This window comes from Arthrobacter sp. 001422645, from assembly GCF_059816125.1.
This window is the reverse complement of sequence record NZ_JCBANT010000012.1, coordinates 27,963-41,523: the sequence shown is the minus strand read 5'-3', so window position 1 is coordinate 41,523 and position 13,561 is coordinate 27,963. Positions and strand designations below refer to the sequence as shown.

At 69.8% G+C, this 13,561-nt stretch carries 14 protein-coding genes; 10 read left to right on the top strand and 4 right to left on the bottom strand.

Going from position 1 to position 13,561, the window contains the following annotated elements; translation table 11 throughout:
* Positions 1-146: 146 nt before the first annotated feature.
* Together AC6EUH_RS12970 and AC6EUH_RS12965 are read right to left on the bottom strand one after the other, a co-directional pair.
* Positions 147-464 (bottom strand): DUF6457 domain-containing protein, encoded by a 318-nt coding sequence (locus tag AC6EUH_RS12970; RefSeq protein ID WP_056426893.1) that lies wholly within the window; start codon positions 462-464, stop codon positions 147-149.
* A 220-nt stretch (positions 465-684) separates the two neighbouring features.
* Positions 685-1,665, bottom strand: a complete 981-nt coding sequence (locus AC6EUH_RS12965) for a LysR family transcriptional regulator (RefSeq protein WP_499738917.1) — start codon at positions 1,663-1,665, stop codon at positions 685-687.
* Between the two features lie 120 nt (positions 1,666-1,785).
* Here AC6EUH_RS12965 and AC6EUH_RS12960 point away from each other — a divergent pair, with 120 nt between their 5' ends.
* From AC6EUH_RS12960 to AC6EUH_RS12915, 10 genes are read left to right on the top strand one after another with little or no spacing between them, the layout of a single operon-like run.
* A complete protein-coding gene (locus AC6EUH_RS12960) occupies positions 1,786-2,664 on the top strand; it encodes an FAD binding domain-containing protein (RefSeq protein WP_499738884.1) in 879 nt (292 codons plus the stop codon).
* Between the two features lie 5 nt (positions 2,665-2,669).
* Entirely contained in the window at positions 2,670-3,230 is a 561-nt protein-coding gene (locus tag AC6EUH_RS12955) for a (2Fe-2S)-binding protein (RefSeq protein ID WP_056426903.1), read from the top strand.
* On the top strand, positions 3,227-5,620 hold the full coding sequence (locus tag AC6EUH_RS12950) for an aerobic carbon-monoxide dehydrogenase large subunit (protein ID WP_499738883.1): 2,394 nt from the start codon (positions 3,227-3,229) through the stop codon (positions 5,618-5,620). The genes AC6EUH_RS12955 and AC6EUH_RS12950 overlap by 4 nt, the downstream gene beginning before the upstream one ends.
* A gap of 10 nt (positions 5,621-5,630) precedes the next feature.
* Positions 5,631-6,560, top strand: coding sequence for an XdhC family protein (locus tag AC6EUH_RS12945; RefSeq protein WP_499738882.1), 930 nt, complete (start codon positions 5,631-5,633; stop codon positions 6,558-6,560).
* The gene (locus tag AC6EUH_RS12940; RefSeq protein WP_499738881.1) at positions 6,544-7,206 is read left to right on the top strand and encodes a nucleotidyltransferase family protein; all 663 of its coding nucleotides are present in this window, start codon (positions 6,544-6,546) and stop codon (positions 7,204-7,206) included. Before AC6EUH_RS12945 ends, AC6EUH_RS12940 begins: the two co-directional genes overlap by 17 nt.
* Positions 7,203-8,126, top strand: coding sequence for an AAA family ATPase (locus AC6EUH_RS12935; RefSeq protein WP_499738880.1), 924 nt, complete (start codon positions 7,203-7,205; stop codon positions 8,124-8,126). The genes AC6EUH_RS12940 and AC6EUH_RS12935 overlap by 4 nt, the downstream gene beginning before the upstream one ends.
* Complete coding sequence (locus AC6EUH_RS12930; protein WP_499738879.1) at positions 8,123-9,409, top strand: vWA domain-containing protein; 1,287 nt, start codon at positions 8,123-8,125, stop codon at positions 9,407-9,409. Before AC6EUH_RS12935 ends, AC6EUH_RS12930 begins: the two co-directional genes overlap by 4 nt.
* The gene (locus AC6EUH_RS12925; protein ID WP_499738878.1) at positions 9,400-10,221 is read left to right on the top strand and encodes an SRPBCC family protein; all 822 of its coding nucleotides are present in this window, start codon (positions 9,400-9,402) and stop codon (positions 10,219-10,221) included. Before AC6EUH_RS12930 ends, AC6EUH_RS12925 begins: the two co-directional genes overlap by 10 nt.
* Entirely contained in the window at positions 10,214-11,341 is a 1,128-nt protein-coding gene (locus AC6EUH_RS12920) for an XdhC family protein (RefSeq protein ID WP_499738877.1), read from the top strand. Before AC6EUH_RS12925 ends, AC6EUH_RS12920 begins: the two co-directional genes overlap by 8 nt.
* Before the next feature lie 9 nt (positions 11,342-11,350).
* On the top strand, positions 11,351-12,031 hold the full coding sequence (locus tag AC6EUH_RS12915; protein ID WP_499738876.1) for a DUF5134 domain-containing protein: 681 nt from the start codon (positions 11,351-11,353) through the stop codon (positions 12,029-12,031).
* Positions 12,032-12,057: 26 nt separating this feature from the next.
* On the opposite strand, the gene AC6EUH_RS12910 is transcribed toward AC6EUH_RS12915, so the two are convergent.
* Together AC6EUH_RS12910 and AC6EUH_RS12905 are read right to left on the bottom strand one after the other, a co-directional pair.
* On the bottom strand, positions 12,058-12,606 hold the full coding sequence (locus tag AC6EUH_RS12910; protein WP_499738875.1) for an NAD(P)H-dependent oxidoreductase: 549 nt from the start codon (positions 12,604-12,606) through the stop codon (positions 12,058-12,060).
* Positions 12,603-13,472 (bottom strand): SDR family NAD(P)-dependent oxidoreductase, encoded by an 870-nt coding sequence (locus AC6EUH_RS12905; RefSeq protein ID WP_499738874.1) that lies wholly within the window; start codon positions 13,470-13,472, stop codon positions 12,603-12,605. Before AC6EUH_RS12905 ends, AC6EUH_RS12910 begins: the two co-directional genes overlap by 4 nt.
* Positions 13,473-13,561: the final 89 nt, after the last annotated feature.

Here is a 13,561-nt window from a genome sequence, read left to right as displayed (position 1 = left end):
ACAGGGAGGGCATGTCCCGTGTGGCCCAATTCCGGCTCCACGGGACATGCCCCGTCTTTGACGCGGCCACTGGACAGAACACCAATATGTCCATCCCGGCGCGCACGGGGAGGGCATGTCCCCCCGGGGCCGGCTCGCGGCCGGGGTTATTGGGCCCGCTTGGCCCAGCCCTTTTCGTCGGGGCCGCCGGACTCGCCATGCTCGCACAATTCGAGGACCTTGTTCGATGCGGCGTGCACGGCGTCCTGCGTGCTCTTCCGGCCCTCGGTGGACGCGGTTCCTGCGGCGTAGCCGACGATGAAGGCGCTGATGGCGTCCGCGTGCGGTCCGACGGATTTCAGTGACTCATCCGCGACCTGGACGATCTTCTCGTGGTCCACTTCGAGGTCAAGGATCTGCAGCGCCTGGATCAGGCGGGCGCTCCAGTGCCGCAGCGTGCTGTCTTCGTCCCGGGGCAAAGTCATTGTTACTCCTCTTCGTAGGGCGCGTCAGTCGATCGCGTACCCCCACAAGGGTTAGCACCGACACCTGCGTTCCGCAACGCGACACAGGCACACCGCGTAGCGAAAAGTCCGTAGCGAAAAATCCGCAGCGAAAAGTCCGCAGCGAAATGTCCGCGACAAAAGTCCGCGGCGAAAAGTCCACAGGGACAGTCCGACGCCGGAGCGGCCTTGTGGAGTTGCCTCAGCTCCACAGCGCGACGTGGAACTTCGACCCGCGGCGCTCCAGGCCCCGCGAGCCGCCGGGGGCCACCATCGCGGCCGTCGCATCCGCGGTCCCGGCGAAGCGCTGCAGCGTCCTGGCCATGGTGGTGGTCCGGCGGTGGTCCAGTGTGCTGGCCCACCACAGGCCGGTGACCGGTGTCCCGACGACGGGCAGCCGCACCAGGACCCCGGCCTGGATGTCGGCCCGGACAATGTGGCCGAGCGCCAGCATGATGCCTTCCCCGGCCCGCACCGCCGCGAGGGCTTCCGTCTCGCTGCTGAGCCTGATGATCTCCGGCGCCACTCCCATGGACGCCAGCCAGCGTCCCTCTTCCGAGCTGTCCTGGATCCCCGCCGGTCCGGCAAACCACGGCCGGTCCAGCAGCCGGGCGACGGAGACCGGTCCGTGCAGCGGAGCCAGCGGATGCGCCGCCGACGCCACCAGGGCGCGCTGGTAGCGCAGGAACGGAACACACTCCAGGCGCAGCTCCGTAACCGCGGTACCGGCCGGCGCCGTCGGCCGGGCACCGAGGGCAATGTCGTAGGCGCGTTCCTGCAGGAGCGAGCCCAGGTCCTCCGCGGACTCCACCACCACGTCCACCGACGCGCCGGGGACGCGCTTGGTGAAGAGGTCCAGCAGCCGGCCCGCCGCGTGTTCGGCAAAGGGAGCCGTCGAAACGATCTTCAGCCGTCCGGCGTCGTTCTGGGCGTTGGACACTTCCCAGCGGGCCTGGTCCGCCAGCCCCACGATGTCCTGGGCGTAGTCGGCCAGCGCCCGGCCGCCCGGGGTCAGCGCGATCCCGCCCCCGGCCCGGACGAACAGCGGATCGCCGAGGTCCTGCCGGAGTGCCGCCAGGGCCGAGGACACCGCCGGTTCGCTGACGCCGAGGGCCTCCGCGGCAGCGTGCAGCGAGCCCAGGCGGGCGACCAGGGCGAACGTGCGGAGCTGGCTCAATGTCATCGACACGGCGTCATAACCTTTCGCTTATGACGATATTGACACTCCGTATCAGGCGGGGCAAGACTGACCTCACACCGGTGCTGCGCGACGTTGCCAGCGCCCTGGAGTGAGGTAGGGACAATGCAGATTCCGGCTCCTTTCGACTATGTGCGGGCCACGTCCGTGGACAACGCACTCGAACTCCTCGCACGCCACGGCCCGGAATCGAGGGTCGTCGCCGGGGGCCACAGCCTCCTGCCGATGATGAAACTCAGGCTCTCCCGGCCCGAGTGGCTGGTCGACATCAATGACCTCTACGAACTCGACTTCATCCTGCGCGACGGCGACAAACTGCGCGTCGGCGCGCTGACCCGGCACACCACGCTGCTGGAGTCGGACGAAATCGCGGCGCTTTTCCCCATCGTCCGGGACGCGGAGGCCGTGATCGCGGATCCGATCGTGCGGAACCGGGGAACCATCGGCGGCTCGCTCTGCCAGGCCGACCCGGCCGAGGACCTTTCCACGGTCTGCGACGTCCTCGGCGCGGAAGCCGTGATCCGCGGACCGGCCGGCGAGCGCATCCTGGCGATGGCGGACTTCCACCGCGGACCCTACGAGACGGCGGTGGGCCAGGACGAACTGCTGTGTGAGCTCCGCTTCCCCGTCCGGCCCCGGTCCGGCAGCGCCTACGAGAAAGTCGAACGCCGCGTGGGCGACTGGGCCGTCGGCGCCGCCGGCGCGTCCGTCACCCTTGCGGAGGACGGCACCATCGCCGACGCCGCCGTCGGGCTCACGGCCCTCGGGCTCGACCACACGGTCGCCGGGGCCGCGGAGCTTCTCCGCGGCCGGCAGCCCGGGGAGGAACTCTTCGCGGAGGCGGCACGGCTGTCCGCGACGGCCTGCGACCCGGTGGCCGACCAGCGCGGCCCGATTGACTACAAACGGCATCTCGCCGACGAACTCACCCGGCGGGTCCTGCGACAGGCCTGTGCCCGCGCCGCCCAGACACAGGAAGGCTGAAGCGGATGCAGATCAGCATGACCGTCAACGGCAACGAAGTCACGTCCGACATTGAGCCCCGCGTGCTCCTGGTCCACTACATCCGCGAGGTCCTCGGCCTGACCGGCACCCACTGGGGATGTGACACCAGCAACTGCGGCACGTGTGTGGTCCTGATGGACGGCCAGCCGGTGAAGTCCTGCACGGTGCTCGCGGCCATGGCCGCGGGACACGACATCCGCACGGTGGAGGGGCTCGCCAGCGGCGGAACGCTGGATCCCGTCCAGCAGGGCTTCATGGAGGAACACGGGCTGCAGTGCGGCTTCTGCACCCCCGGCATGATGCTGACCGCCCGCGCCCTGCTCGACAAGAATCCGCACCCGGACACCACGGAGATCCGGCAGGCTATTTCTGGCCAGATCTGCCGGTGCACCGGCTACGCCACCATCGTCCGGTCGGTGCAGTGGGCCGCCGCCCACCCGGCCGGCGGCGACAGCGACGCCACGGCAGCCGACGTCATCGACGGCACGGACACCGTCATCGAGGACATCCCGGCGCAGACACAAGACACAGAGGTGAAGGCATGACCGTCATCCACGAACGCCCCGTCAACCCGGCGGCCGGCGACGAGAACCGCCCGATCGGCTACGGCCGGATCCAGCGGAAGGAAGACCCGCGGTTTGTCCGCGGCAAAGGCAACTACCTGGACGACATAGTCCTGCCCGGCATGCTGCACGGGGCCATCCTGCGCGCCCCCGTGGCGCACGCCCGGCTGGTCTCCATCGACACCACCAACGCCCTGGCCCACCCCAAGGTCCTCGCCGTAATCACCGGCAAGGACCTGCTCGGCCTCAAGCTCGCCTGGGCCCCCACCCTCTCCGCGGACGTCCAGGCCGTCCTCGTGACCGACAAGGTTCGCTTCCAAGGCCAGGAGGTCGCCTTCGTCGTGGCCGAGGACCGCTACGCCGCCCGCGACGCGCTGGAACTGATCGACGTCGAATACGACGTCCTCCCACCGGTCATGGACGCCCGGAAAGCGCTCGACGCCGATGCCCCCGTGATCCGCGACGAGATCGAGGGCCGGACCGACAACCACATCTTCGACTGGGACATGGGCGACAAAGCCGAAACCGAGGCCGTGTTCGCGAGCGCCGACGTGGTCGTCTCCCAGGAGATGGTCTACCCGCGGGTGCACCCCGCCCCGATGGAGACCTGCGGCGCGATCGCCGACTTCGACGCCGTCGACGGCAAACTGACCCTGTACGAAACCACCCAGGCCCCGCACGCCCACCGCACCCTGTTCGCGATCGTCGCCGGGATCCCCGAGCACAAGATCCGCGTGATCTCCCCGGACATCGGCGGCGGGTTCGGCAACAAGGTGGGGATCTACCCGGGCTACATCCTCGCCGTCGTCGGCTCGATCGTCACCGGCAAGCCGGTGAAATGGGTGGAGGACCGCTCGGAGAACCTGATGTCCACCTCCTTCGCCCGCGACTACATCATGCAGGGCGAGATCGCGGCCACCAAGGACGGCAAGATCCTCGCGGTGCGCACCAACGTCCTGGCCGACCACGGCGCGTTCAACGCCACCGCCCAGCCCACCAAGTACCCCGCCGGTTTCTTCTCCATCTTCACCGGCAGCTACGACATCAAGGCAGCCTACTGCTCCGTCACGGGCGTCTACACGAACAAGGCGCCAGGCGGCGTCGCGTACGCATGCTCCTTCCGCGTCACCGAGGCCGTCTACCTCGTCGAACGGATGGTGGACATCCTGGCCCGCAAGCTCGAGATGGATCCGGCGGAACTGCGGCTGAAGAACTTCATCAAGCCCGAACAGTTCCCCTACGCCAACAAGACCGGCTGGGTGTACGACTCCGGCAACTACGAACCCGCCATGCGGCTCTCCATGCAGCTGGCCGGCTACGACGAGCTCCGCCGCGAGCAGCGGGAAAAGCGCGAGCGCGGCGAGCTGATGGGGATCGGCGTCTCGTTCTTCACGGAAACCGTGGGCGCGGGCCCGCGCAAGCACTTCGACATCGTGGGACTCGGCATGGCCGACGGCGCCGAACTGCGGGTCCATCCCACCGGCAAGGCCGTGGTCCGGCTCTCCGTGCAAAGCCAGGGGCAGGGGCACGAGACCACCTTTGCGCAGATCGTCGCCGAGGAGCTCGGCATCCCGCCGGAGGACATCGACGTCGTCCACGGCGACACTGACCAGACGCCGTTCGGCCTCGGCACGTACGGGAGCCGCTCGACGCCGGTGAGCGGCGGCGCTGTCGCCCTTGTGGCCCGCAAGGTGCGGGAGAAGGCGAAGCTGATCGCCGCGGCCATGCTGGAGACCCGGCCGGACGACCTTGAGTGGGAAAAGGGCCGCTGGTTCGTCAAGGGCGATCCCAGCGCCGGGAAGACCATCTCCGAGATCGCCATGGCCGCCCACGGCACCATGACCCTGCCCGAGGGGGTCGACGGCAACCTCGACGCCGAAGTCACCTACGACCCGCCGAACCTCACGTTCCCGTTCGGCGCCTACATCTGCGTGGTCGACGTCGATCCGGGCACCGGGCACGTGAAGGTGCGCCGCTTCATTGCGGTGGACGACTGCGGCACCCGGATCAACCCGATGATCATCGAAGGCCAGGTGCACGGCGGGCTGACCGACGGCGTCGGGATGGCCCTGATGGAGATCATCGAGTTCGACGCCGACGGCAACTGCCTGGGCGGGTCCTTTATGGACTACCTGATCCCCACCGCGATGGAAGTGCCGGACTGGGAGACGGGCTTTACCGTCACCCCGTCCCCGCACCACCCCATCGGAGCCAAGGGCATCGGCGAGTCCGCCACGGTGGGCTCACCGCCGGCGGTCGTGAACGCCGTCGTCGACGCGCTGGCCCCCTACGGTGTGGTCCACATGGACATGCCCTGCACGCCGGCCCGGGTCTGGGCTGCCATGCAGGGCCGGGCAACGCCGCCGATCTGACATGACGTCGATGGCAGATACCCTCGCGGCCCGGGCGAACGACCTCGCCTCCCGCCGTGAGCCGTTTGTGCACGCCACGGTGGTCCGCGCCCAGCACCCCACCAGCGCCCACGCCGGGGATACCGCCCTCGTGATGCCCGGCGGCGACATTCTGGGCTTCGTCGGCGGGAACTGCGTGGAGTCCTCGGTGCGGGAATACAGCCTGCAGGTCCTGGCGTCCCAGGAACCCCTGCTGCTGCGCGTGGTCCCCGGTGAACCGTCCCGCACCGCCGAGGAAGGCGCGGTGGAGGTGTCCAACCCCTGCCTGAGCGGCGGGGCCATCGAGATCTTCCTCCAGCCCCGGATCCCCGCTCCCCGGGTGCTTGTGGTCGGCACCACCCCGGTGGCGCAGGCCCTGGAGACCCTTGGCGCCGGCGTGGGCCTCGCCGTGGAACTCATCGACGGGGAATCCGCCCGTCCGCAGGCCGGGGACGCGGCACTGATTGTGGCTTCGCACGGCAAAGCCGAGGAAGCCGCGCTCGAGGCGGCCCTGCGCGCCGGGGTCCCGTATGTGGCGCTGGTGGCCAGCGGGACGCGGGGCGCTGCGGTGCTGGAGTCGCTCGACGTCGACCCGGCGCAGCGCTCGCGGGTCTTCACGCCGGCGGGGCTGCGGCTGGGCGCCCGCACCCCCGGCGAGATCGCGCTGTCGATCCTGGCGCAGCTCATCCAGGAACGGGCGACGTCCCGACGCACGGCCCCGGCGGCACTGTCCCCGGACCGGGCGGAGGCGGCTGCAGGGGCCGTTCCACCGACGGCAGTCGATCCCGTCTGCGGCATGACCGTCCCCGCCGTGAAATCCTCACTGCAGATCGAGTACAACGGCGTCACCGTCTACTTCTGCTCCCCCGGCTGCCGCGCGGCCTTCCGCAAAGATCCGGAGCGTTATGCCCTCACCCTCTGAACACACCCCCGCACAGCACCGGACGGCAGGGCTGGTCCTCGCGGCCGGGGCCTCCCGCCGCCTGGGCCGGGCCAAGCAGTTGCTCCCCTACGGGCACGGGGTACTCCTCGACGCCGTGCTGGAGACCGCCCGGCACTGCGGCTTTGACCAGACGGTGCTGGCCCTGGGCGGCTCGGCCGCGGAAGTGCAGCGCACTGTCGACACCACAGGCTGCGACATCGTGCTCAATCCGGACTTCGGTGCCGGCTGCGCCTCCTCGATCGCCGCCGGCATCAAGGCGCTCCACCCGGACACGGACGCCGTGGTCCTGCTGCTCGGTGACCAGCCCGGTGTCGTGGCCGTCAATGCGCGGGCACTGCTGGAGCTGCTTTTCACCGGAGAGCCGGCAACTTCCGGGCAAATGGGCCAAGACTCCCCCGGCATCGCCGTCTGCCGCTACGCCGACGGCGTCGGCCACCCTATGGCGTTCACCCGGCGGATGTTCCCGGAGCTGTCCCGCCTGCACGGCGACAAGGCGGTCTGGAAACTGCTGGAGCAACGGGCGGACGACGTCGTCGAACTCGCCGTGCCGGGGGCGGTGCCCCTGGACGTGGACACGGAAGACGACTATCGGCGCGTCCTGGCCGTTCTGGCGGGGGCGCTATGAGCACACCGTCTCGCACCGGAGCGGAGGAGGACGTCCAGCGGCGGATCCCCGACGTCGCAACCCTCATCTCGGCGCTGGACAGCAGCGACTACCTGGCCGACGTCGGGCTGGCCACGGCACTGTTCCTCGCCGTGCGGCTGCCGCAGCCCATCCTGCTCGAGGGCGAGGCCGGCGTGGGCAAGACCGAGGCGGCGAAGGCCCTGGCCGGGCTGTTGGACACGCCCCTGTACCGGTTGCAGTGCTACGAGGGGATCGACGCCGGTGAGGCCCTCTACGAGTGGAACCACCAGCGGCAGCTGCTCGGGATCCGGCTGGCCGAGGTCCGTGACGCCGCGGTCACCGAAACGGACCTCTTCGGCCCGGAATACCTGCTGCGCCGGCCGCTGCTGCAGGCGATCGAACATCCCGGTCCTCGCCCGGCCGTCCTTCTGCTGGATGAGATCGACCGCGCCGACGCCGAATTCGAAGCCTTCACCTTCGAACTGCTCGCCGAGGCCGCCGTCACCATCCCGGAACTGGGCACCATCCGGGCCACCCACCCCCCGATCGTCATCCTGACCTCCAACCGGACACGGGACCTGCACGACGCGCTGACCCGGCGCTGCCTGTACCACTGGATCGACTATCCCGGCCCGGAACGGATCGCAGAAATCGTCCGCCGCCGCGTGCCCGCCAGCAGCGGCCCATTGGCGCTGCAAGCCGCCGCGGTGATCACGAAGCTGCGCACCCTGGACCTCGCCAAGCCGCCGGGGATTTCAGAGGCGATCGACTGGGTGTCGGCGCTCGCCGTGCTGGGCATCGACCGCATCGACGCCGCAACGGCGGACCGGACCCTGGGCTCGATCGTCAAGAACCGCGACGACCTGGAACTGGTCGGCGCCCGCGGGGCTGACTGGCTCGTGGCCGGGACGGGCGGGTGAGCCCGGTGATGGCCGGGACCACACCGGACACGGCCGCCGCATTCCCCGTGGTGGAGGGAGCCGCCGTGGCTGCGGCGTTTGTCACCGCCCTGCGCCGGGCCGGGCTGTCATGCTCCCCGGACCGGGCGGTCCGGCTGGCCGAGGCCCTCCGCCTGGTCCCGCCGTCCGACGTCGAATCGCTCTATTGGGCGTCCCGCGTCGTGCTGGTGGCCTCGCGTGAGCAACTCCCGGTGTTCGACGCCGTCTTCGCCGCGGTATTCCGCGGCGGCTTCGACCCCTCCGCCCCGGCCCGCAAAGCCGCGGCACCGGCCGCGTCCCCGGCTGCCCTCCCCGAGGAAGCACGCACCCGTCCTTCCCCGGCCGAGGACCGCGCCCCTGGACGCGCGCCGGCCCACCTGCCCACTGCACCGGCCATTGCCTCCGCCGGACCGGACAGCGCCGGGGACCGCAACGTCCCCGAACGGGAAGCCGTGCTGGCCATGGCCTCCACCGAGGAGCGGCTGCATGGGATGAACTTCGCCCGGCTGACCGAGGCGGAAGTGCTGGAGATCCGGCGGCTGGCGTCCCGGCTGCTGCTCGCCACGCCCACGCGCCTGAGCCGACGCACCCGCAAGTCAGCCCACAGCAGCGCCCGCCTGGATGTCCGCGCCACCGTCCGCGCCGCCCGGCGCTCGGGGAGCGACACCACCCGACTGTTGTATGCCCGGCGCAGGGAGCAGCGCCGCAAGCTGGTGATGCTGTGCGATGTTTCCGGTTCCATGGAACCGTATGCGCGCATCTTCGTCTCCCTTCTGCAAGGGGCAGTGGCGACGGCCGGTGCCGAGGCCTTCGTCTTTTCCACCCGGCTGACACGCCTCACCCGGCAACTGGCGCTGCGCGACCCGGACGAGGCCCTGGCCCGCGCCGCAGTGGCCGCGCCGGACTGGGCCGGCGGGACCCGGATCGGTGACAGCATCCGGCATTTCCTCGACGAGTACGGCCGCCGCGGGCTAGCCCGGGGCGCGGTAGTGGTGATCTTCTCCGACGGCTGGGCGCAGGAGGACCCCGACCAGGTGGCGGTCCAAATGGCGCGGCTGCGGCGCCTGGCGCACCGGATCATCTGGGTCAATCCCCGTAAGGCGGCCCCGGGCTACCGGCCGCTGGCCGGTGGCATGGCAGCGGCCCTGCCCTACTGCGACGCGTTCGTCAGCGGACACAGCTACACGGCTTTGGCGGAAGTGGCGGCCGCAATCCGCGGCGACGGCCGGACATCACTCAAGGGAAGAGGGACCCAATGCAGATAAACAGCGAATTCTCGGTCGTCGCGCCGATCGACACGGTCTGGGAAACCATCATGGACTTTGAACGCGTGGCCGGCTGCGTCCCCGGCGCCCGGATCCTGAACAAGCTTTCGGACGACGCCTACCAGGTGGGCATGACCGTGAAGCTCGGCCCGGTCAACATGCAATACAAGGGGCTGCTCAACGTCATCGAACGGAACGCCGCCGAACACCGCGCCGTGCTGGGCGGCAAGGCCCAGGAAACCCGCGGCCAGGGCACGGCCGAGGCCACGGTGACCCTGCTCCTGACGGAAGTGGCCGGCGGCACCACCCGCGGCACTGTCAGCGCCGATCTGTCGCTGTCCGGCAAGGCCGCCGCGATGGGAAAGGGTGTGATCGGCAGCGTGACGGAACAGATGATGGGCCTGTTCGCCGGCAACCTGCAGTCCATGATTGCGGCTCCCGGCGAAGCCGGAGAACAAGCGGCAGCCGGGGCGCCCGCGCCCGGGCTGGACGCGGAGGCTGAAGCGGCAGCCGCTGCGGCGAAGGTTTCCGCAGCGACGGCCCCCGCCCCGGCGGCGGAACTTCCGGGCGTGCCGCCGGGTGCCGTTCCCGCGGCACCCTCACGGGCATCCGCGCCCTTACCGGTGCCCGCCCCCGCCGGCAGCCTGGACGCGCTCAGCCTCGCGAAGGGGATCGCGGCGGAGCAGCTGTCCAGCCCGGGGAAGGTTCTGGCCCTCGTGGCGGTGGTGGCGTGCGTCTCGTACTGGGCGGGCCGGTGTTCCGCGTTCCGGCTGATCCGGGCGATCGGGAGGCTGAAGACCGACCGTGCGTGATGTCCTGGCAGCCCTGATGCCCGGCTGGCGGAAAGGTGACACCGCCGGCCTGGCCACCGTCGTGAGCACGTTCAAATCGGCCCCGCGGCTCCCCGGCGCGTCCATGCTCGTGACTGCCGACGGCGAAGCGGTCGGCTCGGTCTCCGGCGGCTGCGTCGAGGGCGCCGTGTACGAGCTGGCCACGCAGGTCAAGGCGGACGGCACCCCCGTCCTGGTGCGGTACGGAATCAGCGACGACGACGCGTTCGCCGTCGGCCTGACCTGCGGCGGGATCATCGACATCTTCGTCGAGCCAGTGTCGCGGCACAGCTTCGCCGAACTCGACGCCGTCAGTGCGGACATCGCCGGCGAGCGCCGCGTCGGCATCGCCACGGTGATCGAGCACCCCGACAGCAGTTGGTTGGGCCGGCACCTGATCGTGCGGCCGGACGGCTTCGAGGGCGACCTCGGTTCCGAGCGGGCCAACCATGCAGTGGGCGATGACACCCAGGGGTTGCTGGCCGCCGGCCGCTCCGGCATCCTGAGCTACGGACCAGATGGGGAGCGTCTGGACGCCGGGATGCGCGTCTTTTTCGCAAGCTACGCCCCGCCGCCGCGAATGCTGGTCTTTGGCGCGATCGACTTTGCCTCGGCGCTGGCCCGGCTGGGCACCTTCCTGGGCTACCGCGTCACGGTGTGTGACGCCCGGGCAGTTTTCGCGACGCCCGCGCGCTTTCCCGATGCCGCCGAGGTAGTCAACGCCTGGCCGCACCGCTACCTTGCCGGGCAGCTGGAACAGGGCCTGGTGGATGAGCGCACGGTGATATGCGTCCTCACCCACGATCCGAAGTTCGATATTCCGCTGCTGGAGGTAGCCCTGCGCGGCCGGCCGGTCGCCTTCATCGGTGCCATGGGTTCGCGCCGGACGCATGCGGACCGGATCGCCAGGCTGCGCGAGGCCGGCCTGGGCGCCGAGGAGCTTGCCCGACTGCACAGCCCGGTGGGCCTGGACCTCGGCGCCCGGACCCCCGAGGAGACAGCCGTGTCCATCGCAGCGGAGTTCATCGCGAAGCAGTGGAGCGGGAGTGGGGAACCCCTCCGGCGGCTCGGCGAGCGCATCCACCACGACGAGCAGCATTGACGGGGCACCGTGTTCGGAAGCGAGTTCCTGCGCTGGGGGCTGACGGCTCTGTTGCTGGCAGCGTCTCTCTATGCGGTGTTCCGCGCCGGCCGCCCGTCGCCTCCCGCCAACCGGGTGGGGTTTGGGCTCCATGCCGGGATGATGTTCGCCATGGTGCTGATGGTCGTTCCCGGACTCCAGTGGCCCGCACTCCCCCAGATCCTGCTCTTCGGCCTCGCCGCGTGGTGGTTCGTCCTCCGGGCCGTCGCCTGGCGGCCGGCGCCTGCAGGGATGCATGCGCCCGCCGCCAGTCCGGGGCGCGGCCGCGCGGAACGAGCCGGCCGCGGCAGCCTGCTGTACGACGCGCTGACCATGGCCGCCATGGCCTACATGCTGGTGGCCATGGACCTACACGGCGCCTATGGAACGCTGGCGGTTTCTGATGCCGCAGGCATCCCTGACCAGGCGCCGCACCACGCTGGCCCCGCGGTGGCGCTGTCCCTGCCGGGTGCCCTTCCCGTGGCGGAGCAAGGCTGGGTGAGCCAGTCCGCCGTCGTCCTGGCGCTCGCCTTCGGGCTTGCGGGAGCCGTGTGGTGCCTGCTCCTGTTTCGGCGGCTCAGCACCCCCGGCCGTCCCCGCAGCGGGGAAGCGCTCCTGGAACTCGCGGGCTCAGCGTCCATTGCCGTTATGTTCGCGGCGCTCGCGGCATGACGCCGGCACGGGCTGCATCCGGATAATCAGCTGCCGACAGTTGCCGCCACGGGAGAGAGCAACTCCCGGTAGCGCGCGGCGTGCGCCGCCAGCTCCTCGGCCGACACCTGACGCGCGGAATGCAGAACCAGGGGTTCTGCCATGTTCAGCCCGCAGAGGTGCGCGGTGGCTTCCAGGGGCCGCAACAGCTCGGTCATGGTGAAGCGGTTGTGCCCCTCGGCCGTGTATGACGATGCCGGGCCGCCGGTGGAGGTGACCAGCTGCAGCCGCTTACCGTGCAAAGCGTCCCCGCCGGCCCCGTAGGCGAACCCGTAGGTAAGGACCTGGTCCATCCATTCCTTCAGTACCCCGGGAACGGAGTACCAGTGCCAGGGGAACTGCAACACGATGGTGTCGTGCTCGCGCAGGAGCTTCTGTTCCCGGCCGGCGTCGACGCGCCGGTCCGGGTAAGCGGATGGGAGTTCACGAATGGTCACGCCGTCGAGGTCCCTGACGGCGTCGGTGAGTTGTGCCGTAATCCGGGACGCCGCCAAGTCTGGATGGGCAACGATGACGAGGGCGCGGTGTGGAGTCATGGATGGATTGTGCTTCTTTCAGAATCGGATCCGAGGCCGACCAGGGCCATGCTGACCTGCCAAAGACGGTCAGCATCGGACTGGCTGTAACTGCGTTTCGATGATCTCTTGGGCTTGCTGTTGGCAAAGTACTGGCCAGTGAGGTTTTCCAGCTCCGCAGCCGAGGCGAGATGGATGGACGTCAGGGCACCCTGCTCCGGAGTTTTCATCCACCGCTGGACCAGCGGCGTCAGGAACGCCTGCACTGAACCGGGGTCCTCGCCTCCGAAGGCCGTCGCCACAACTCCTGGGTGCAGCGCGTTGGCGGTGACCCGGGTGCCGGAGAGCCGGGAGGCCAGTGCGTAGGTGAACAGGACATTCGCCAGTTTCGACTGGTTGTACGCCCGCTGCCCGGAGTAGGACCGCTCGGCCTGCAGGTCCGCAAAGTCCATGCGGCCCATGGCCTGGGCTCCGGAGGAGACTGTCACCACCCGGGCCGGTCCGCTCTCCTTCAACCGCTCGAGGAGGAGGTTGGTCAGCAGGAACGGCGCGAGGTGGTTCAGGGCGAGAGTGTGCTCGAGCCCGTCGGCCGTGAGGCGCCGGGTGTTCCAGAACCCACCCACGTTGTTGACGAGCACGTCGAGCCGGTCCAGGGTTTGCAGCACGTCGCCAGCCAGGCGGCGGACCTCCTGTTGGGAGGAGAGGTCTGCGATGAACACGTCGACCGGGGCCGAGGCAACAGCGCGGATTTCCTCCGCCGCCCTGGCGGCCCGGGCGGCATCACGTCCGGTGACGGCAACCCGGGCACCCCTGGCGGCCAGTCCCAGCGCTGTGGCCTTGCCGATCCCGCCGGTGCCTCCGGTGATCAGGACAGATTTTCCTGCCATTGATTGCATTCGGGTCTCGCTCTCGGTGCTCGTTCGCCGGACACACTTCCGTCAGCGGACCTAGACAGAATTGTCTGGTCGGCCCCGAA